The sequence below is a fragment of the Pseudalkalibacillus sp. R45 genome (assembly GCF_052246725.1).
Taxonomy (GTDB): Bacteria; Bacillota; Bacilli; order Bacillales; family Fictibacillaceae; genus Pseudalkalibacillus.
This window is the reverse complement of record NZ_JBQQCL010000001.1, coordinates 814,560-835,629: the sequence shown is the minus strand read 5'-3', so window position 1 is coordinate 835,629 and position 21,070 is coordinate 814,560. Positions and strand designations below refer to the sequence as shown.

General features: G+C 44.0%; 24 protein-coding genes. All 24 read left to right on the top strand.

From position 1 onward, the window contains the following. Window positions 1–125: 125 nt before the first annotated feature. The 24 genes from ACTWQL_RS04030 (at window position 126) to ACTWQL_RS03915 (ending at window position 20,886) form a co-directional block, all read left to right on the top strand. Window positions 126–854 (top strand): TenA family transcriptional regulator, encoded by a 729-nt coding sequence (locus ACTWQL_RS04030; protein ID WP_443141125.1) that lies wholly within the window; start codon window positions 126–128, stop codon window positions 852–854. A gap of 93 nt (window positions 855–947) precedes the next feature. Continuing rightward, window positions 948–2,420 carry an aldehyde dehydrogenase family protein gene (locus ACTWQL_RS04025; RefSeq protein ID WP_443141469.1) on the top strand — a complete coding sequence of 491 codons (1,473 nt, stop codon included), beginning with the start codon at window positions 948–950 and terminating at the stop codon, window positions 2,418–2,420. Between the two features lie 37 nt (window positions 2,421–2,457). Further along, entirely contained in the window at window positions 2,458–2,937 is a 480-nt protein-coding gene (locus ACTWQL_RS04020; protein ID WP_443141124.1) for a GlcG/HbpS family heme-binding protein, read from the top strand. A gap of 31 nt (window positions 2,938–2,968) precedes the next feature. Next, complete coding sequence (locus ACTWQL_RS04015) at window positions 2,969–3,565, top strand: chromate transporter (protein WP_443141123.1); 597 nt, start codon at window positions 2,969–2,971, stop codon at window positions 3,563–3,565. Then, window positions 3,562–4,092: a chromate transporter gene (locus ACTWQL_RS04010; RefSeq protein ID WP_443141122.1), complete on the top strand. Its 531-nt coding sequence runs from the start codon at window positions 3,562–3,564 to the stop codon at window positions 4,090–4,092. The genes ACTWQL_RS04015 and ACTWQL_RS04010 overlap by 4 nt, the downstream gene beginning before the upstream one ends. A 323-nt stretch (window positions 4,093–4,415) precedes the next feature. After that, window positions 4,416–5,096: a GntR family transcriptional regulator gene (locus tag ACTWQL_RS04005; protein ID WP_443141121.1), complete on the top strand. Its 681-nt coding sequence runs from the start codon at window positions 4,416–4,418 to the stop codon at window positions 5,094–5,096. Window positions 5,097–5,577: 481 nt separating this feature from the next. After that, on the top strand, window positions 5,578–6,648 hold the full coding sequence (locus ACTWQL_RS04000) for an RNA-guided endonuclease InsQ/TnpB family protein (protein ID WP_443141120.1): 1,071 nt from the start codon (window positions 5,578–5,580) through the stop codon (window positions 6,646–6,648). A 30-nt stretch (window positions 6,649–6,678) separates the two neighbouring features. Next, window positions 6,679–6,831 (top strand): hypothetical protein, encoded by a 153-nt coding sequence (locus ACTWQL_RS03995; RefSeq protein ID WP_443141119.1) that lies wholly within the window; start codon window positions 6,679–6,681, stop codon window positions 6,829–6,831. After that, on the top strand, window positions 6,804–7,574 hold the full coding sequence (locus tag ACTWQL_RS03990) for a S8 family serine peptidase (protein WP_443141468.1): 771 nt from the start codon (window positions 6,804–6,806) through the stop codon (window positions 7,572–7,574). Before ACTWQL_RS03995 ends, ACTWQL_RS03990 begins: the two co-directional genes overlap by 28 nt. A 239-nt stretch (window positions 7,575–7,813) precedes the next feature. Then, complete coding sequence (locus ACTWQL_RS03985) at window positions 7,814–8,167, top strand: 2Fe-2S iron-sulfur cluster-binding protein (RefSeq protein WP_443141118.1); 354 nt, start codon at window positions 7,814–7,816, stop codon at window positions 8,165–8,167. A 306-nt stretch (window positions 8,168–8,473) separates the two neighbouring features. Next, window positions 8,474–8,941, top strand: coding sequence for a RidA family protein (locus tag ACTWQL_RS03980; protein ID WP_443141117.1), 468 nt, complete (start codon window positions 8,474–8,476; stop codon window positions 8,939–8,941). A gap of 214 nt (window positions 8,942–9,155) precedes the next feature. Next, entirely contained in the window at window positions 9,156–10,106 is a 951-nt protein-coding gene (locus tag ACTWQL_RS03975) for an acetylxylan esterase (protein WP_443141116.1), read from the top strand. Between the two features lie 305 nt (window positions 10,107–10,411). Further along, the gene (locus ACTWQL_RS03970; protein ID WP_443141467.1) at window positions 10,412–11,437 is read left to right on the top strand and encodes a LacI family DNA-binding transcriptional regulator; all 1,026 of its coding nucleotides are present in this window, start codon (window positions 10,412–10,414) and stop codon (window positions 11,435–11,437) included. Beyond that, on the top strand, window positions 11,430–12,380 hold the full coding sequence (locus ACTWQL_RS03965) for a sugar kinase (protein ID WP_443141115.1): 951 nt from the start codon (window positions 11,430–11,432) through the stop codon (window positions 12,378–12,380). The genes ACTWQL_RS03970 and ACTWQL_RS03965 overlap by 8 nt, the downstream gene beginning before the upstream one ends. Continuing rightward, window positions 12,370–13,011, top strand: a complete 642-nt coding sequence (hxlA, locus tag ACTWQL_RS03960; protein ID WP_443141114.1) for a 3-hexulose-6-phosphate synthase — start codon at window positions 12,370–12,372, stop codon at window positions 13,009–13,011. The genes ACTWQL_RS03965 and hxlA overlap by 11 nt, the downstream gene beginning before the upstream one ends. Continuing rightward, window positions 12,983–13,345 carry an SIS domain-containing protein gene (locus ACTWQL_RS03955; protein WP_443141113.1) on the top strand — a complete coding sequence of 121 codons (363 nt, stop codon included), beginning with the start codon at window positions 12,983–12,985 and terminating at the stop codon, window positions 13,343–13,345. Before hxlA ends, ACTWQL_RS03955 begins: the two co-directional genes overlap by 29 nt. Continuing rightward, window positions 13,342–14,283, top strand: a complete 942-nt coding sequence (gene allD, locus ACTWQL_RS03950) for an ureidoglycolate dehydrogenase (protein WP_443141112.1) — start codon at window positions 13,342–13,344, stop codon at window positions 14,281–14,283. The genes ACTWQL_RS03955 and allD overlap by 4 nt, the downstream gene beginning before the upstream one ends. 26 nt (window positions 14,284–14,309) lie before the next feature. Beyond that, window positions 14,310–15,305 (top strand): TRAP transporter substrate-binding protein, encoded by a 996-nt coding sequence (locus tag ACTWQL_RS03945; protein ID WP_443141111.1) that lies wholly within the window; start codon window positions 14,310–14,312, stop codon window positions 15,303–15,305. A gap of 118 nt (window positions 15,306–15,423) precedes the next feature. Then, window positions 15,424–15,903, top strand: a complete 480-nt coding sequence (locus ACTWQL_RS03940) for a TRAP transporter small permease (protein WP_443141110.1) — start codon at window positions 15,424–15,426, stop codon at window positions 15,901–15,903. Then, window positions 15,900–17,174: a TRAP transporter large permease gene (locus ACTWQL_RS03935; RefSeq protein WP_443141109.1), complete on the top strand. Its 1,275-nt coding sequence runs from the start codon at window positions 15,900–15,902 to the stop codon at window positions 17,172–17,174. The genes ACTWQL_RS03940 and ACTWQL_RS03935 overlap by 4 nt, the downstream gene beginning before the upstream one ends. Before the next feature lie 20 nt (window positions 17,175–17,194). Continuing rightward, complete coding sequence (locus ACTWQL_RS03930; protein WP_443141108.1) at window positions 17,195–18,211, top strand: zinc-binding alcohol dehydrogenase family protein; 1,017 nt, start codon at window positions 17,195–17,197, stop codon at window positions 18,209–18,211. Window positions 18,212–18,347: 136 nt separating this feature from the next. Then, window positions 18,348–18,959, top strand: coding sequence for a bifunctional 2-keto-4-hydroxyglutarate aldolase/2-keto-3-deoxy-6-phosphogluconate aldolase (locus tag ACTWQL_RS03925; RefSeq protein WP_443141466.1), 612 nt, complete (start codon window positions 18,348–18,350; stop codon window positions 18,957–18,959). A gap of 18 nt (window positions 18,960–18,977) precedes the next feature. After that, window positions 18,978–20,081, top strand: coding sequence for a mannonate dehydratase (gene uxuA / locus ACTWQL_RS03920; protein WP_443141107.1), 1,104 nt, complete (start codon window positions 18,978–18,980; stop codon window positions 20,079–20,081). Then, the gene (locus tag ACTWQL_RS03915; RefSeq protein ID WP_443141106.1) at window positions 20,050–20,886 is read left to right on the top strand and encodes an SDR family oxidoreductase; all 837 of its coding nucleotides are present in this window, start codon (window positions 20,050–20,052) and stop codon (window positions 20,884–20,886) included. Before uxuA ends, ACTWQL_RS03915 begins: the two co-directional genes overlap by 32 nt. The last annotated feature ends 184 nt before the right edge of the window (window positions 20,887–21,070 follow it).

Below are 21,070 nucleotides of genomic sequence, written 5' to 3'. Positions count from 1 at the left end.
TATTCATCCATGACCCAGCTGGTAAAAGGCAGTCACAGAATATAGTTATATTATTTAAGTTTTTTTGGTATACAAAATACTGTACACAAAATCAAAGTGTGAAACTTTCAAGGAGGAGAATGGAAATGGCAAAACTATTATCAAAAGACGAGTTTCGTAAAGAACTAGAAGAGGCGATCAAAGGAAACCATAGTCAGAAAGCGCCTTTCACTGTCGCTTGGGCTGAAGGGAAGCTTGAGAGACACCATTTTGCGCGATGGGCTGAAAACCATTACCACTACGTAGGTCCTTTTGCTAACTACCTTTCTTACATTTACCATAACACTCCTGATCTACCTGAATATGAAGATGCCAAAGACTTTACCCTTCAAAATATGTATGAAGAAGAAATTGCGGCTGACCGTCATACGGACTTGTTGATTCGTTTTGCTGAATCTTGCGGAACGACAAGAGAACGCGTCCAGGATCCTAAGAACATGACGGCAACGACTCTTGGATTACAAAGCTGGTGTTATTCAGTAGCATCTAGGGAAAATTTTGTTGTCGCAACAGCAGCGTTAGTCGTCGGACTAGAGTCGCAAGTGCCGGATATTTATAGAAAACAAACACCGATCCTTCGAGAGAAATACGGATTTGATGATGAAGAGATCGAATTCTTCGACTTACACATCGTATCGGATGAAATCCACGGTGAACGCGGATACAAGATCGTACTAGAACATGCGAATACTCCAGAGTTACAGCAACAATGTCTGGATATTGTCCGGGTCGGAGCTAAAATGCGCCGCATGTACATGGATGGCCTCTGGAGAGAATACCTTGAACAAGATCTAGGTGCTCTCGTACAAGCCTAATAAACATCGAAACTAGCAAAATAACATACGATGGCAGTTTCCTGGGCGGGAAGCTGCCACTTTATTATCAAGGTTTTTGAAGAATTAGAAAGGATGATAGATGTGCTTACAGCGAAAGCAGAACTTTACAAAAATTTGATTGCTGGAGAATGGATTACAGCAACAAGCGGGAAAACATTTCAGAGTACCAATCCAGCCAATAAAGCAGAAGTAGTGGGGGAATTCCAGGCTTCGAATGAAGAAGATGTGAAAAGAGCGATTGAGGTTGCAGATAAATCGTTTCCGAGTTGGGCAAGCACCCCGCCTTCAAAAAAAGCAGCAATTTTAAATAAAGCGGCCGATCTACTTGAAGAGGGAGTCGAAAAACTTGCAGATGAACTGACGCGGGAAGAAGGAAAGCCGATCGGGGGATCCCGTAAAGAAGTGCTCAGATCTGCTCAAACGTTACGTTACTATGCTGTTGAGGGGCAGAGTTTCACAGGTGAAACATTCCCGCAGGACGACCCGAACATGAAAGTCTCGACTGAACTGGAACCGCTTGGGGTCGTAACCGTGATTACACCATGGAACTTTCCAATCTCGATACCAGCCCGAAAAATTGCACCAGCCTTGATTACGGGGAATACAGTGGTGTTCAAGCCATCTTCTGAAACGCCATTGATTGCTTATCGTCTTGTTGAAGCGCTCCACGAGGCCGGGCTTCCGGAAGGTGTCCTTAATTTTGTAACCGGTCATTCAAAGGATATCGGTGACAGTTTAGTCACTCATCCTGCCGTTAAAGCGGTTACGTTTACCGGATCGACAGGAGCAGGAGAACACATCCACCGTAATGTTTCACTCGAGACCCGTACACAAATGGAACTGGGCGGAAAAAATCCGATTATCGTGATGGATGATGCAGATGTTGAACTGGCAGCTCAGTTGACGGTCAACGGCGGGTATTCTCTAACCGGACAAGCTTGTACCGGAACAAGCCGTGTCATCGTGATGAAGGAAGTGAAAGACAAGTATTTGGAGGCGTTAGTTGAAAAAACGAAGGCGTTGAAGATCGGGAACGGGTTTGAACAAGGCGTTACGATCTGTCCGTTAGCAAGCGAAAAGCAACTGAACAATGTCCTGAACTATATCGGTATCGGAAAAGAAGAGGGCGCTACTCTCGTTTATGGCGGTGAACATCTTACTGATGGTGATTTTGAAAAAGGATTTTACGTGCAGCCGACGATTTTCTCTGGTGTAACGCCTGATATGACGATCTCACAAGAAGAAATCTTCGGTCCGGTCATTTCCGTCATTGAAGTTGAAAATTATGAGGAAGCCATATCGGTCGCAAACGGCGTCAAATATGGGTTATCAGCGGCTATCGTTACGAACAATCTGAAAACAGCCCAACAATTCACGAAAGAGATTAAAGCGGGAACTGTAAAAGTGAACCGCACGACAACTGGTAACTTGATCAATGCCCCATTCGGCGGGTTGAAAAAATCAAGTACATCCACATTCCGCGAATCAGGAAGAGCGGGACTCGAATTTTTCACACAAATCAAAACCGTGTATGTTGGCTATTAATTGACCCGATCGCTAGGATGAGGAGGATAAACAAACGATGAAAACAACATTGAAACTTGAGTTGGAAGAAGCAAAGCTGATCATAGAAGAAGCGAAACGAAAATCGGAAGAGATTGATGTTCTGGAAACGATTGCGGTGGTGGATGACGGCGGGAACTTGATCGCGCTCGAACGGATGAACGGGGCGCGTATTACAGGGCCAGAAATCTCGATTGCAAAAGCCTTTACGGCAGCTGGACACAAGCGGTCCACGCATCTTTTCAATAAAGAACCGAACGGTCCCGTGCTTCCAGGAAACGAAGCATTCGGGATCCAACACATGCTGCCTGGTAAATTCGCGGTGTTCGTCGGTGGTTTTCCAATCGTCGTTGACGGAGAAGTCATCGGTGGAATCGGTGTTAGCGGCGGGAATGGCGAGCAGGATACAGCTGTTGGAACTGCTGCACTAAGAGCATTGCAAGAGCATCTGCAGCCTGCAGGACATGATGTAGTGACGGATGCCGATATTAAAAAATGACCAGGGTTGAGGCAGAAAGAAGGAGATAAACGTGAGACCATTCTTGGACCTTACGATCGGATTCGCAAGGACCGGGGTGACTGGTTATGGAGGTGGACCGTCGACGATTCCATTGATCGAATATGAAACTGTGAAGAAATACAAATGGATGACAGAAGATGAATTCGGGCAGACCCTGGCACTTGCGAATACATTGCCAGGCCCGATTGCTACGAAAATGGCAGCTTATATCGGATACAAGGTGAAAGGCAGCTTAGGGGCGGTCGTTGCGATCCTTGCGCATATTTTACCATCGTTGATCGGAATGGTCGGCATGCTCGGTATTTTGTACAAATATCGAAATTCACCATTCGTCAGCGGGATGGTCGCTGGGGTTACACCGATCATTGGTATACTCCTGTTGGAAATGGCGTATAAATTTGCAGATAAAGCCAGGAAAGGTCTCGGGTTCCCAATCATGCTCGCCTTATCAGGGATCTCACTTGTCGTCCTCCAATTGTTGAATGTCCATCCCGGTGTCATGATCGGGGCTTGTTTAGCGGGAGCTTTCATTGTAGCCACCTATAGGAACAGAGGTAAGGCTGACCCTGACGAAATACATGTTGAGAGAAAGGAAGAAAGCGTATGATCTATTGGGATATTTTCTGGGCTTTCTTCATTTCCAATTTGCTCGGCTATGGGGGAGGTCCGTCAACGATCCCTCTTGTTCAAAACGAGGTGGTCAATCGTTATGAATGGATGACGTTACGAGAATTCGGGGATCTTTTAGCGATTGCCAATGTGCTTCCAGGTCCTATTGCGACCAAGATGGGTGGTTTCATCGGCTATCAAATCGGTGGTGTGCCAGGCATGTTGATCGCACTTGCGGCTACGATCCTCCCTTCAGCAATAGCCGTCATCATCCTGTTCAAATTCGTGAACCTTTTTAAAGACTCGCCTCATGTGAAAATGCTGACCGTATCCGTACAGCCTGTCATCGCGATTTTACTAGGTGTTTTGGCATTCCAGTTTTTTATTACCGCGTTTGAAGCTAGCGGGGTTCTGCATCTCGTGATTTTGACAGCGCTTGGTTGGCTGACGATGTACAAATTCAAGATCCACCCAGCACTCGTGATTTTGTGTGCGTTAGGGTACGGCGGCGTATTTTTAGCATGAAAGGAAGCGATTATTTTTGTGAGATGACTCATGGCCAGAAGGTTTTTATCTGGTACTTGTGGGTCGTCTTTTTTACATTTAAAGAAAGCTTGGCTTTGCCCAATTTATTATACTTAATATGTAGTGTGGTACTTACTGTTTGGCATACCATTTCTGGAGTTTGTGCAAAGAAATCACCATTTAATTGAATGAAAAATGAAATTATGGTAAAGATTCTGCTAAAATAGTAAAAAAGGCAAGTATCAGTCGCAGTGAAATATTACTATAAAACATATCGCGATTGCTGCGATGTTTTATAGGGGAAAGCAAGTAGGTGACTTATAATGAAATGGGCAGAAGATGAACTGTTATCCATTCGTGAACGCGCATACAGATATCTGAAGGACTTGATTTTAGAAGGCGAATTCCAGCCTGGAGACCGTCTGATCGAGAGGGAACTAGCTACGAAATTGAACATAAGCCGGACACCGATACGTGAAGCGTTATTCCGTCTTGAATCGCAAGGCTTTGTCAAAACAGTGCCTCGAAAAGGGGTCATTGTTACGAACATCTCTGAAGAAGAAGTCATAGAAGTCTTTACGATCCTGTCCTCGCTTGAGGTGCTCGCAGCTAAACTCGCGGCACAAAAGATGGATGAGGAAACCCAAAATGTTTTTGATGAGAAAATTAGAGAATTAGAAGAGCTTGAGAAGAATGGCTCGGAGGACTTCGATAATGAACATATCAATATGAATCTTCTTCTTTATAAAGCCTCTAAAAGTCCGAAATTGTATGAGATTCTTTCGGGATTGACAGATTATATTCAAATGTCGGCAAACATGGGTTACGAAACTCCAGGACGCCGGAAGGAATCTTTAAGGGAGCATATCCAGATCATGAGAGCTCTTCGAGACAAGGAAGTCGAAATGGCTGAATATCACACGAAGATCCATATCGAAAATTCGAAAAAAGCTTATATCAATTTCCTAGAGCAACAAAAAGAAAAACGGAAGGCAAGTCGATAGGGATTACTATTGAAAGCGCGGGTTTCGTACCGGGCTTTTTTTGTTAGAACGAAAATCTAACGGACATCAGAGTCACAAGAGGCCTTATTTGCCTGATTTACTTGAAAAAGCGTTCACTTTTGGCAAAATAGCGTCTCTCATGTCCGTTATAGTAATTTACCCAATTAAAAGTGTAACTAGGTTAAGCTTCGGGTAAGGAGGGAGTTAGTCTGGCTTTATCAACGGTTTTTGATTCTTAATTGGTGTGTTGATCAGATTCCCCTGCCTTATTTCCTATTTTTTCATCACAATTCAACAAAGTGTTGATATTTTTTGTGCGATTTCTGGAAAATTCACTGTTTCTTCATAACCAATTCCTGTCATTTATAATTCATACTTTTCTTCTTTCTATGCGAACTCATGTTTGGTATAATGGTGGATATAGACATACAAAAGAACCGAAACAACGGGGTGTCGAAGAACAATAAACGAGGGGGTAAGCATGTCACAGACGGTCACGGTCCAAGTGAAACTGTTGCCTAATCAAAATCAAAATGATTTATTGAGGCGCTCGAGCACCACGTATATTGCAACCATTAATGCGCTTGTAGCGGAAATGATACAAGCGAAAGAACCGACCCGAAAAACCTCCAAACATGTAAATGCTCCTCTCCCCAGTGCTGTCAAAAACCAGGCGATCCGGGATGCAAAAAGTGTCTTTCGGAAAGCCAAGAAATCCCAATATCGAATTATCCCCATCTTAAAGAAACCCTGCATCCTTTGGAACAATCAGAACTACACGTTTGATGAGGGGTCCGTTTCAGTACCATTGATGGTAGACGGAAAATCCAAGCGTATCCGCATTAACGCTACCTTCACGCAAGACATCCTCACGAAACTTGTTTCCCATAAACTTGGAACCCTCCGGATCACGGAAAAAGCTCACAAGTGGATCGCTCAGTTTTCGATAGAGATCCCGACCCAACAAAACACGGGCACCAACATCATGGGTTTCGATCTCGGTCTGAAAGTCCCGGCTGTTGCGGTCACCGAAGACGAGAAGACCCGGTTTTTTGGAAACGGAAGACGAAACAAGTATGTTCGACGGATTTTCAAATCTAAACGACAAAAGCTCGGAAGAAAGAAAAAGCTCACTGCCATCAAAAAGCTCAATAATAAAGAGCAACGCTGGATGAAGGACCAAGACCATAAAGTGAGTCGGCAAATTGTCGATTTCGCAGTCAAACATAATGTGTCAATTATACGATTAGAAAAGTTGGCGAATATTCGCCTGACGGCAAAAACAAGCCGTAAAAATGCAAAGAATCTTCATACATGGTCCTTTTATCGTTTAACCACCTTCATCGAATACAAAGCGGCACTGGCAGGAATCAAAGTCGAGTATGTTGAACCCAAATACACGAGTCAAACCTGTCCATCATGCGGAAATCGAAACAAAAGTAAAGACCGTTCATACAAATGCCGGTGCGGCTACCACACCCACCGGGATCGGGTGGGGGCGATGAATATTCGTCATGCACCTGTGATCGATGGTCAAAGTCGATCGGCCTAAGAGGCTATAAGCCCTGTCTTAGGAGGGGGGATGGCACACCCTAAGCTCGAAGGTTGTCCAAAACAGAAATGGCCTGAGGACGGAAAATCATTCGAGAATCCCACTGGACCGGAGCTTCAGCTTGCGGCTTTAGCCGTGGGAGTGTCAAAGATGCCATTATTTCTGCAGCTGATGATGGTGTAGATGTGATCAACATGAGTCTAGGCGGTACAAGGGTAGTCGGGCAATGGTATTACACAGACCCTGCTACGGGCGAGAAGATTCGTTTAGGAAATGACGCTGCTGATATGGTAGCTTATAACCGGGCGATTCGATATGCGACGAATAAAAATGTGACAGTTGTCGCTTCAGCAGGTAACGACGGTCAGGATTTAAGCAACCCGGCAAAGCTGGCTGATTGGTATAATGATGTATTAGATGCGAATCCGGCGACAGCTGCTTATGAGGTTCAAGGTGCAGGGTTTAAAGTACCTGCTCAAATTCCTGGTGTAATCACTGTTTCTGCTCTAGGCGGAGGATTTGGTACAGAGGATCGTCTAGCATTCTACTCGAACTATGGAAACGGAAATATCAATCTATCTGCTCCAGGCGGGGATTTAGGTCCTGACTATAATGGAACACGGGTACCTGGGGATTACAAATGGTTAGTATTAAGTGCTTTTCCGACTTATTTAAATTCTCCAACTGGGGTCGCACAATTCGGTGAGCAGGGCTATGGCTGGAAGGGCGGAACGTCAATGGCTTCACCACAAGTTGCTGGTGTAGCGGCTGCATATATCTCCAAAGTATATGAAGAAACAGGAAAGAAGCCATCACCAAGCCAGGTACAAACAAAATTACAACAAGCAGCAGATGATGCAGGAAAAAAAGGGTATGATCCGATCTTTGGTAATGGTGTAGTAAATGCGTATAATGCGGTAAAGTAATAACCTCTTTAAAGAAAGACGACGTGCCAGCTGAAAACAGTGTTGGTACGCCGTTTTTTTATTGTTTTTATTAATTGTGTACGGGTCCACTTGGTATACAACAAACCGCAAAAAAGAATATAGAATGGCAAGAAACCATGATAAAAAGTGAAATATTTCGAAAATTCAGTTGTCAGAATATTTTCAATATGGTATATTGTATACCAAGAGAACAAGAAGATTACAGGGAGGACTGAACGATGCCGAATATTAATTATCTGACTAGCGGTAAAGTGATCGAAGTTCCGGAAAATTCGAATATTCTTAGGATGTCTTTAAGATATGATGGTGATCTCCCCAATAAATGTGGCGGCGGGATTTGTGGGACATGCGTATGTAAGATAGAAGAAGGTGCAGAATTTCTTGATAAGGTGAAAGTCCAAGAACGGCGGAAGCTAGGTGATGAATGGCTGGACAAAGGCTACCGTCTTGGATGCCAGTCGTTTGTGACAAATGGCGATGTATCGGTTTCATGGGATGAAGAAACCACAAAAACAGTCAAAAAGAGAAAGCCCGATAAAATCAAAAAAGAGAAAGTTACGGCTGGAAAATAAACAAGTAAACGTATTCAGTTAAAAATGGCTTTCGTTTCAGCAATCAAAGAAGGTAACTAGGTGGAAGATATGTGGGTCTGTAAACATCACTTTAAAAAAGAGATCACTCTGTTAGAGGTTCCTCATATTCGTAAAGCACCGGCCGGAACCAAATGTCTGCTATGTCATCGAAACGCAAGCCTTAAATTGTACTACACCACACAACGTGTAAATTCAAGCTCAGGAAACAGTTTGGAGAGCAGGATGAAGAGGGCTTGATGACTGGGACCTCTTGACACGAATAAGTGACAGAAAGGGAAGCTGAAAATGAATTGTGAAAAAGTGGACGAACAGCTTCGATCTCTTGGATTAGAGTTACCTGATGCACCGAAACCTTCCGGGCATTACCTCGGATCCGTAAGAAGCGGACAATTTCTATTCATCAGCGGGGTGACTTGTAAATGGAATGGGGAGCTTCCTTACAAAGGTCAGGTAGGAGCGGACCTATCCATTGAAGAGGGATATGAAGCAGCAAAAATCACCACCTTGAACCATCTAGCGATCATAAAGGAAGTTGTTGGATGCTTCAAACTTGTCGATCGAATCGTGAAAGTTACAGGGTATGTAAACTGTGAAAAAGGTTTTGCAGAAGTACCCGGAGTGATCAACGGCTCATCTGAACTCTTGATTCAAGTGTTTGGTGAAAACGGAAAGCACGCAAGATGCGCGGTCGGCGTATGCTCACTCCCCGGAAACGCAGCAGTAGAAACCGACCTGCTAGTAGCCTTAAAGTGAAAACGGTGCCAGGCACCATTTTGAAACCCTTGCTACGCTTGGGTTTCTTTTTTGTACCTGGCACCGTTTGATATCCCTTGGGACACAAGGGTTTCTTATTGGTGCCTGGTACAGTGTTTTTTGTTAAACCCTTGTTATTCTACTTTGACAAATATAGTCGAGGTTGCTAATTTTAAAACATTACATAGCAGATAGGTTAAGAAAGGGTGAAAATATGAGGGAAATAGATGCACTTATAAAAGAATATGAAAGTTATCATCCTGAATTGACAAAAAGAGAAGACTTCAATAGCTTCTGGGAAAATGCGCTTTCCGAATCTAAAACAATTCCATTGAAACCACATGTAAAAGAAATCCTCTATCCAATAAAGCAAGTCCAGGTAGAGCGTGTAACCTATCAAGGAGCATATGAAACACCTATAAGTGCTTATTATATTAAACCGGTTGATACCAAGGAAAAATTAAAATGTATAATTTTTTATCATGGTTACGGAGGCAACAAAGGAGCAATTTCTCAATATATGACCTGGCTGATCCAGGGATATGCGATATTTGCAGTCGATTGCCGCGGAATGGGAGAAACAGGTGATGATAGTACGTACTCGTACGGTAATACGGGAAGCTGGGCTACTCAAGGCTTGTTGGTGAAAGAAGAATACTATTACTATAAAGTTTGGCTGGATTGTAAACGTGCAGTTGATTTTATCATGACACAAGATGAAATCGATCCAAATACTGTATGTCTAATGGGTTCAAGTTTAGGAGGGGGAATAGCGATGGCGGTGGCAGCATTGGATCCGCGGCCGGCTCTTGTGGTAGCAGATGTACCCAATATGTGTGATATTGAACTGACGATAAAACAAAAAATGGAAGGATCATTTGTTGAAATAGAAAAATTCCTGAAACTTCATCCAGAACATACGAAAAGAGTCCTCACCAATCTGAGCTACTTCGATATTCTTAATCATGCATCAAACATTACGAGTAAAATTCGTATTTCAGTTGCATTTAAAGACCTCATTTGTCCCCCGAAGCCGATTTTTGGTGTTTATAATCAGATAACATCTGAAAAAAGCATGGAACTATATCCTTTTGCAGGACACGATGCCCCTGGAACACCTTCACATATTGAGAAGACAATCTCTTACGTTAATACAAATCTATAAGGGAAGTAAGATAAATTGACACGTTCGTGGAAACCGATACGATCAAAGCGGAAGACCGGTCAACAATCCCACAGCCCCTATCCGGTTAGAACTAGAAGAACTGTACAACGTATTCTATGATTTCCAGTTAAAAAGTAAAACACTCTCGATGATTCGAGGGTGTTTTTGTTTAGATTACAAAAATCCTCAAAAATTCTGAAATTTCTATTGAAAAGCGCTTACATTTGTTTTATACTTTTCACTAAATCGATTTACTAAACCGATTTAGTAGAAATGAAATTTAGGGAATGAAATTAATTATGCCAATCAATAAAGTTACGATAGGCGATGTCGCCAAACGAGCTGGTGTTTCTAAAAGTACTGTCTCCCAATATCTTAATGAACGTTTTGATTACATGGGTGAGGAAACACGTTCGAGAATTAAGAAAGCAATTTCAGAATTGAATTATCAACCGAATGTGGTCGCGAGGAGTTTGAAGAAGAAGAATACGTCAACTATCGGTGTTATTGTGGCAAACATCCTACACAACTTTTCTACACAAGTGATCCGCGCTATTGAGGATGTCTGCAGTGATGAAGGGGTTTCAACAATCGTGTGTAATGCAGATGATGACCCGCAGAAGGAAAAAAAGTACATTGAGACCCTCCTTGCAAAGCAAGTGGATGGCTTGATCGTATTCCCGACAAGTGGAAATTTGGAAATTTATCAACGTCTCATCGATGCAGATTTTCCGATTGTATTTATGGACCGCCTAGTCGATGGTTTAACGATGGATACAGTTATGCTGGACAATGAAAAAGCTTCCCGATTAGCCATTGATCATCTCGTGGAAAGTGGTTATGAGCGTATTGCAATCATTACGTCGTCATTAATAGAGAACGTGACACCTCGAATAGAGAGGATACAAGGGTACCGTAAAGCTCTAGAAGTTCACAGTCTACCCGTTCGAGAAGAATACATCCGTGGAATGGAAATCCATGAATTGCAACAGGGGCTTGACGAACTTTTTTCACTAGAGGAACCTCCACAAGCCATTATCACTGGAAACGACCTGACCTTGATGGAGTTTTTGAAATTTGTCACTGAAAATGAGCTTCAGATTGGAAGGGATGTCGGTTTGGTGACGATCGATGAAGTATCATTTGCGCCTATCCATTCCCCACCCTTAACGACAGTTGCACAACCAACATTTGAAATGGGAACGAAAGCAGCAAATCTATTATTAAACAAAGTGAAGAAACATAAAGAGTTGAAACCGGATGTATACCGTTTTAGTCCGGTATTGATCGTTAGGAACTCAGTTAGAAAAGGAGGTGCTTCATATGAATGATGTGATTACCATCGGAGATGCCATGATAACGATGGATCCTTCCACAACAGGCCCGCTTCGATTCGTTGATACATATAAACGAAAAGTCGGAGGCGCAGAGCTGAATGTCGCTATCGGGTGTGCAAGGCTTGGTTTGAAGACAGGCTGGATCAGTCGATTGGGGAAAGATGAATTTGGCAGATACATTTACAATTTTACCAGAGGCGAAGGGATTGATGTGTCGGAAGTCCATTTGATGGAAGGGTATCCGACCTCGTTGAACTTTAAGGAAATTCTTGAAGATGGTTCAGGTAAAACATTCTATTATCGCCAGCAGTCTCCAACACTTACTTTGAAACCGGAATCATTAGATGAATCTTATTTTAGGAAAGCGAAACTGCTTCATATAACTGGAGTTTTCCCGGCAGTACATGAACAGAACAGGACGATTATCGATCGTGCTGTGGAACTGGCAAAGAAATATGACCTGAAAATCTCGATGGATCCGAACATCAGACTCAAGCTTTGGAGTAAAGAGGAATCCCGCAAAACATTACTTCAATGGTTACCGGATGTCGATTATCTTTTGACAGGCATAGAGGAAGCAGAAATCCTCTTTGGTACAGATCATATTCCAGAAATGATCGAACATGCCAAGCAATACAGTCTTTCACACTTGTTTTTGAAGCTTGGTGAAAAAGGATCGGCTGTTTGGACGAAAAACGGGCTTATAGAAGAACCGCCTCAATTCGTCCCAAAAGTAGTAGATACGGTAGGGGCAGGGGATGGTTTTGACGCAGGTGTGCTTTATGGCCTCCTGAATGATTGGGAACTGCCGAAGATCCTGAAGTTTGCAAACATTATCGGTTCGATGGTCGTCAGTGTGAAGGGGGATAATGAGGGCTTGCCATATTTGGAAGATGTCCTGATGAAATTAGAAGGGGAGAAACACATTGAAAGATGAAGTTCCGATGATCCAACTAGCCCTCGATCGGTTGACGAGGCAGGAATGCCATAAGATCACGGAACAAGCATCCCCCTATGTGGATTATGTCGAAATCGGAACGGGTGTGCTCAAGGAATACGGAATGGAGATCGTCCGTGAAATGAAAGGGCGTAACCCGGACAAGGTGATTGTAGCGGACATGAAAACGTGTGATGCTGGAAAGGAAGCAGGTGCTGATATCACGACGGTAATGGGCTTTGCAGCAGATCAGACAATAGTAGATTCGTTGAATGAGGCAAGAGAACATGGGAAAAAAGTGATGGTCGATCTACTAGGGATCACTGCTGAAAAAAGATTGCAAGAGTTAAAAGAATTGGGAGTGCAACTTGTATCAGTCCACATTGGCAAAGACATGCAGCACTCTAATGCCCTTGAGTCCCTGAATCCTTATATGAAGCTATCAAACGATTTCCACGTATTTGTGGCTGGCGGCGTAAAGCCCGATCGAGTAGAAAAATTTCATCAGTTGAACCCTGCTGTTTATATTGTGGGCAGCTACATTACTGAATCTGAAAGCCCATCGCAGGCTACCAAGACAATCAAGGAGGTGATCCAATCATTTGAAACAAATACACCTTCAAATCCTTGACGAATTGCGACAGGTCGCAGAAAGATTGGATGATGAACAAATCAAGCCGTTTATTGAGGAATTACGTAAAGCTGATCGTATTTTCGTAAGCGGTGAAGGCCGTTCAGGCTTGATGGGCAAGGCTTTTGCCATGCGGCTGATGCATTGTGGCTACACTGTCTTCGTTACAGGTGAAACGATCACACCAAGCATAAAGGGAGGAGACGTGCTGGTTTCGATAAGCGGTTCAGGAAATACAAAGGCTGTAAAAATAGCAGCTGAACAAGCAAAAAGTATTGGGGCCAACCTTTTACTGGTTACTACGAAAGAAGATTCAGAGATTGGAAGATTGTGATTGAAGAACATGCAAGAATAGTAGCAGATGTCCTGGTTCATGCCGATTTAAGAGGGGTCCATTCTCATGGTGTCTTGCGCACTGAACATTATGTCAAAAGGTTGAACGAAGGCGGGATGAATCCTAGGGCAGAGTTTACCATTGAACAGAAAGGGATGTCAGCAGCTTTATTTGACGGTGATAACGGAATGGGCCATGTTGTCGTAAAAGAAGCGATGGACCATGCGATTAAATTGTCCAAGGAAAATGGCATCGGAATTGTCGGTATCGTGAATAGCAGTCATTGCGGTGCTTTATCGTATTTTGCCGAGCAAGCGGCAGCAGAAGAGACAATCAGCATGATCATGACACAAACAGACAGCGCCGTAGTCCCTTTCGGTGGTTCGCAACCTTATTTCGGGACGAACCCAATTGCTTATGGTTTCCCGGCTAAAAAACAAAAACCGATTATTCTGGATATGGCTACGAGCAATGTGGCATTAGGGAAGGTTCTCCATGCCAAGGAACAAGGAACATCGATTCCAGATAACTGGGGAGTCGATGACAATGGGAATCCGGTCACTGATCCGAATCTAGTCAAACATTTACTTCCGGTCGGGGGTCCGAAAGGGTATGGACTTGCGTTAACAGTCGATGTAATGACAGGAATTTTGACGGGTTCAGCTTTTGGACCGAGTATCACAACCATGTACGGGGACTATGGAAAAAACCGGCATCTCGCTCATGTCATCATCACGATTGATCCAGGACTGTTTATTGAAAAAGATCAATTCTTATCCAACATCGATCAAATGATCCAGGAGCTCCATGAAGTGAAGCCTGCCGAAGGTTTCTCATCTGTCCTGGTTCCTGGTGAACCGGAACAATTGAAAGAAGAAACAAGATCTACCGAGGGTATTCCGGTATCTCGCAGTATTTACGATTACTTAAAATCTTAAAAATCAATGTAAGGAGGATTTACACAATGAAAAAGTGGTTTAGTTTATTAATGGTTTCAGTCATGGTCTTTGCTTTGGCTGCATGTAGCGGAGCAAATGAGTCAGGTGGTTCAGGAGAAAAGACAACCTGGAAGTTAGGACATCTCGGTAATGAAGATCACGTCTGGCATAAAACGGCTGAAAAATTCGCTGAGCTTGTGGCTGAAAAGACAGACGGTAAATTGGAAATCAAAATTTATCCGAATGAACAATTAGGCGGAGAGACGGAAGTTTTGAACAGTATTGAAGCAGGGACAGTCGACATGACGATCTCTGGTGAAACGATGCAGAACTGGGCTCCGGAAGCAGCACTGATGGCAGTCCCGTATGCATTCCAGGGTCAAGATCATATGAAGAAAGTGGTTGAAGGAGACATTGGTGCAGAGATTGAAAGCGCAATCAAAGACAAAGTAGGCGTTACACCGCTTTATTATCACATGCGTGCACCACGTAACTTGACGTCAAATAAACCGATCAAAACTCCTGAGGATCTGAATGGATTCAAAATGCGTGTTCCAAACGTTCCATTGTTCATGGATGCATGGAAAGAAGCAGGCGCCCGCCCGCAAGTGATGGACTTCAGTGAAGTGTTTACAGCATTGCAGCAAAAAGTCATCAATGGACAAGAAAACCCAGTCGATCTGATTCATAGTGCAGGATTTTCTGAAGTTCAAAAATACGTGAACAAAACGGAACACGTTTATTCCTGGATTTATGTCGTAGTAGGGAACAAACAATTTGAAGCGTTAGATGAAGAGACACAAAACGCAGTGAAAGAAGCGGCTAAGGAAGCTCAAGCTTATGGACAGGATTTGTTCGAAAAAGAAACTGCTGAATATGAAAAAGCGTTGAAAGACGAAGGCATGGAATTTGTAGAAGCGGACAAGGAAGCGTTTTCTGATGCAATGAAACCTGCCGTTGAAAAGAGTTTATCTGGAAAGCAGCTCGAGCTTTACGAAAAAATCTTAGAATCGGCTGAATGATCATCATAGGGTTGGCTCATCTATGTCTTGGCACCATGTTTTCAATATGAGATGCAAAAGCTGGGCATGAGGCAAAATGAGCCAGCCATATTCAATAATTAGAAAAGGAGAGAGCTGTATGCTAGCCGTTAAGATTATGAGTCGCATCCTGAAACTTTTGACTATCCTTTCATTTTCTGCCCTTATCATGGTTGTCCTCATGCAAGTGATTGGGAGGTATACCCCGGTAACCTTCGTATGGACAGAAGAGCTCTCTCGTTTTCTATTTATCTTTTCAATAGCCTTTGCTGCACCTGTGGCAATGGAAAAACGAGAGTACGTTAGGGTCGATCTGCTGGTAAGCATTTTACCAGATAAAATCAGAAAGTATTATGACGCCTTGATTTACCTTGTGCTAGGTATTTTTTCGGCTTCAATGATCAATTATGCCTATCAATTCTCCTTGATCGGGAAGAACCAATCATCTGCAACATTGACAGTCAAAATGTATTACATCTATTCAAGCATGACGGTCATATTCATTTTCCTGGCATTGTATAGTTTCTTGAACATCTATCATGTTTTTAAGCAGAACAACGAAGAAGGTGTAGAACAATGATGGCACTGATCCTTTTTATTTCATTCATCGTCCTTATTTTCCTTGGGGTTCCCATCGCATTCAGTCTGGGGCTCTCTTCATTGATTTATATCGTGATGGTTGACATCCCGCTCAACATCATTCCTCAAAAGATGTTCGAGGGCATCAATTCATTCGTCTTGCTATGTATTCCCGGGTTCATTCTTGCCGGTAACCTGATGAATGCTGGAGGGATCACCGAAAGGATCATCACCTTCACCAATAACCTTATCGGCCATATCCGTGGTGGGCTTGGACTTGCGAATGTCGGTTCTTCGATGGGATTTGCCGGGATTTCAGGGACAGCACTCGCGGATACGGCAAGTATCGGGTCGGTATTGATCCCAGCTATGAAAAAAGAAGGTTATGACGCTCCGTTCTCTGTTGCAGTAACGTCATCCTCTTCTACAATCGGTCCGATCATACCTCCATCACTGCCGATGATCATTGTCGGTACGTTAGCAACCGTTTCAATCGGAGATCTATTTTTAGCGGGGACGATTCCTGGCATCCTGTTAGGGATCGGGTTGATGATTATCACCTTTTTCATCTCAGTAAAACGTAAGTATCCGAAAGGGGAGCGGCAAAAACTGCCTACGATCGTTAAATCGTTCTGGGGCGCATTTTGGGCATTGATGATGACGGTGGTCATCCTCTTCGGCATCCTAAGTGGTTATTTTACCCCGACTGAGGCTTCCATTGTCGCTGTGGTTTACGCGTTGATTGTCGGAATGTTCATCTACAGGGATCTGAAGGTCCATCAGCTGCCTAAAATTCTTCTGGACTCTATGGTCAGTACGGCCGGGATCATGGTCCTTGTCGGATTCGCCAATCTTTTCGGGTGGGTACTCGTCAGTGAGCAGATTCCACAATTGGTTGCGGATACGATTCTATCAATCTCTGAAAACCCAATCGTAGTCATTCTATTGTTGAACCTATTGCTCCTGTTCGTAGGTACGTTCATGGAGACGATTGCTGCTCTCGTCATCTTGTTCCCTGTATTGCTGCCAGTTGCAACCCAGGTCGGTATGGATCCAGTCCATTTCGGTGTCATGATGGTGTTGAATTTGATGATCGGTCTTTCAACACCGCCAGTCGGGGTATGCTTGTTTGTCGCATCCAGCATCGGAAAAGTGTCAATCGGACGGGCATCCGTCGCCTTGTTGCCGTTTTTAGGTGTGAGTCTTGTCGTCCTGTTGCTCGTCAGCTTCGTACCGTCATTGACGATGTATCTACCAGGTCTATTTGATTAGGAAAAATAGGGGGAGAAATCATGAAAGCCATCCAGGTTTCACAACCAGGCAATCTAAGTGTAGTAGAAGTGGAAGAACCCAAACTAGAAGGACCGAATCAGGTCAAGATACGGATGAAGGCAATGGGGATATGTGGTTCAGATATGCATATCCTCCACGGTGAAAATCCATTTGCCTCCTATCCACGCATCATCGGGCATGAAGTAGCCGGAGAAGTAGTGGAAGTCGGGGGTTCTGTTTCGAGCGTTGCGGTTGGCGATAAAGTCGTGATCGAACCGATGACCTCATGCGGGACATGTTATGCCTGCAAACAAGGGAGACCGAATGTATGTGAAAATGTTGAAGTTTACGGTGTCCATCGAGAAGGCGGAGGAAGAGAAGTCATGGTCGTCACTGAGGATCTTGTCCATAAGGTCGATCACAGACTGGATTGGTCGGAAATCGCTTTGATCGAACCTTTTACGATTGGGGCACAGTCCGTTTACCGCGGCGATGTGAAAGAAGGCGATATGGTCTTCATCATAGGAGCCGGTCCGATCGGTTTATGCTGCTTGAAAGTCGCGAAGGAAGCCGGGGCGAAGGTAGCGATTTCCGATTTCAATGAAGAACGGTTGGTCTTTGCTGAAAAATGGGGAGCCGATTTCACCGTCAATCCAGGTGCCGGCGATGTGAAAGCACAGATCATAAAATGGACGGAAGGGATGGGGGCTAATGTTGTGATTGATGCCGTCGGACTCCCGCAAACGGTTGAACAGGCGATCGATGTGACATCTGTAGCCGCACGAGTGGTATTACTTGGATTTCATAGTTCACCATCACAGATTTCTCAAGTAGACATTACAAAAAAAGAACTGACAATCTGTGGATCACGTTTACAAACGGACCGTTTTCCGGTAGTCGTCGATCTCTTCAATTCGATGAAATTCGATATAAAAGACCTTGTCAGTCATGTATTCCCGCTCGAAGAAACTGAGAAAGCATTCAAATTGATGGAATCCCCACCATTCTCAGTCCGAAAAGTCATCATCAAATTGTAGTCGGTGCCTGGCACCATTCAGAAAGCCTTGCAGGAGAAGGGATTCAAAACGGTGCCTGGCACCAAACGGCAAGTTTAGAGCCCCAATGGTTCTAAAATGGTGCCAGGCACGCATTAAAGGAGGTATTGCTTTGTTTATGAAACATTCTACTTTGGCGAGGATTGCGGAGTCAAAAGTTGTTGCTGTCATCCGTGGTGAAAATCCGGAGGAAGCGGTCCAATTATCGAAAGGGGCGATAGAAGGCGGGATCCGGACAATTGAATTGACATACACCACCCCTCAGGTCGACGATGTCTTCCGGCAACTACGAAATGAAGATGTCCTCTTGGGTGCTGGATCGGTCCTTGATCCTGAGACAGCCCTCAATGCAATTCTGTTAGGCGCCAAATTCATCGTCAGCCCGCATTTCAACAAAGAAATCGCCATCTTGTGCAACAGACATGGAATACCGTATATGCCGGGTTGTATGACGATCCGTGACATGGTTGAAGCGATGGAAGCGGGAAGCGATGTTCTCAAACTGTTTCCTGCAAACCAATTCGATCCATCATTCATCCGATCGGTAAATGGACCGTTGCCACATGCCCGAATCATGCCAACTGGGGGGATCAATTTGGATAATATTGAGGATTGGCTCGAAGCGGGAGCTGTTGCATGTGGGATTGGCAGTGATTTGAATAAAGCTTATCAACAAGGCGGTTTGGAAGCCGTCGTCAACCTTAGTGAACAATACGTAACTAAATGCTAAAGACGAAGGAGGTTTGTCATGAACATCACATTTCGCTGGTATGGCCGGGAAAATGATACCGTCACCCTTGATCAGGTGAAACAGATTCCCGGCGTGAAAGGCATCGTTTGGGCCCTGCATAAAGTCCCGGCGGGGGAAGTTTGGAAAAAGGAAGATATCCTAGCTGAGACGGAATACATCCAATCGTTCGGGTTTCATGCAGAGGTCGTAGAAAGTGTAAACGTCCATGAGTCGATCAAACTAGGTGACAAGGATCGTACAAGGTACATTGAAAACTACAAAGAGACGATCCGCAACCTTGCTGAAGCCGGGGTCAAAGTCATCTGCTACAATTTCATGCCGATTTTTGATTGGACTCGTACCGAAATGTTCCATCCATTGGAAGACGGCTCGACAGCTTTATTTTATGAAAAAGCAAAAGTGGAGGATCTCGATCCGAACGAACTATTAAAAACCGTATCCGAAGCATCGGACCTTACTTTACCAGGCTGGGAACCTGAAAAAATGGAACGTATTTCTGAATTGTTCGATGCCTATAAGGACATGGATGAAGAACAACTGTGGAGGAATCTGGAGCATTTTCTTAAAGAGATTCTGCCAGTTGCAGAGGCCAATGGCATAAAAATGGCGATCCATCCTGACGATCCACCGTGGTCGATTTTCGGTTTGCCACGGATCATTACTGGAGAAAAGAGTTATGAAAGGTTGTTGGAAACCTCGGATTCACCTTCCAACGGGTTTACGATGTGCACAGGCTCAATGGGAGCGAATCCGTCGAATGACATGGTTCAAGTGGCGAGAAAATATGCTGAACGTGCACCTTTTTCCCATATTCGCAATGTAAAAATCTTTGAAAACGGAGATTTTACTGAAACTTCCCATTACACACAGGATGGTTCGATCGATATCAAAGGCGTCGTTGAAGAATTGAGCAAGCAAAATTATGATGGCTATGTCAGACCGGATCATGGTCGACATATATGGGGTGAGAAATGCCGGCCAGGCTACGGTCTTTATGACCGCGCTTTAGGGATTATGTATTTGCTCGGATTATGGGACGCTTACGAATCGGAAAGAAAGGGTGAGAAGAATGATTCCCAAGCATCAAAACTTACAAGATAGGGTAGCTGTGATCACAGGTGGCAGTGGTGTCTTGTGTTCGAGGATGGCGAAAGAACTTTCCCGTCACGGTGTAAAAGTTGCCATCCTGAATCGGACAGCTGAAAAAGGCCAAAAAGTAGCTGAGGAAATCCGTCAATCCGGAGGAACCGCCATTTCGATCGCTACTGATGTATTGGCTCGGTCATCGCTGGAGAATGCCAGAGAGGAAGTCATCAAGACTTTCGGACGAGTCGATCTTTTAATCAATGGGGCAGGCGGTAACCATCCCGACGCCATCACAGATTCCGAAAAATACGAAGATGCTGAAGAGGAAAAATCATTTTTCGATCTGGACGAGAACGGATTCAAAAGTGTCTTCGACAGTAATTTCACTGGCTCATTCCTTGCAAGCCAGGTATTCGGCAAAGCACTTTTGAAAGCGGAAGCTCCTGCAATTCTCAACATCTCGTCGATGAGCGCTTACTCGCCAATGACGAAAGTCCCAGCTTATAGCGCAGCAAAAGCTTCCATAAACAACTTCACCATGTGGATGGCTGTGCATTTTGCTGAAGCGGGATTACGAGTAAACGCGATCGCACCCGGTTTTTTCCTGACGAAACAAAACAAAAATCTACTGTTGAATGAGGATGGCAGCCATACGGCAAGATCAGAAAAAATCATTTCAAACACACCGATGAAACGGTTCGGAAAACCTGAAGACTTGCTTGGAACCATGCTCTGGCTTGCAGACGAATCGTATTCAAGTTTTGTAACAGGTGTCACCGTTCCAATTGACGGTGGTTTCATGGCCTATTCAGGAGTTTGAATTCATTTGAATAATAGAGGTTGGCTGAACGGAGATAGACACGTATGGCCAGCCTTTTCTTATGCGTAAATCCATATATACAACGATCAGGAAAAAAGAAAAATAAACCAAAGAGGATTTGGAGTGCTTCGTATCTAAATTAATGGTAGCAGTTAAATACATTTAATTATCGGAATATTGTGTC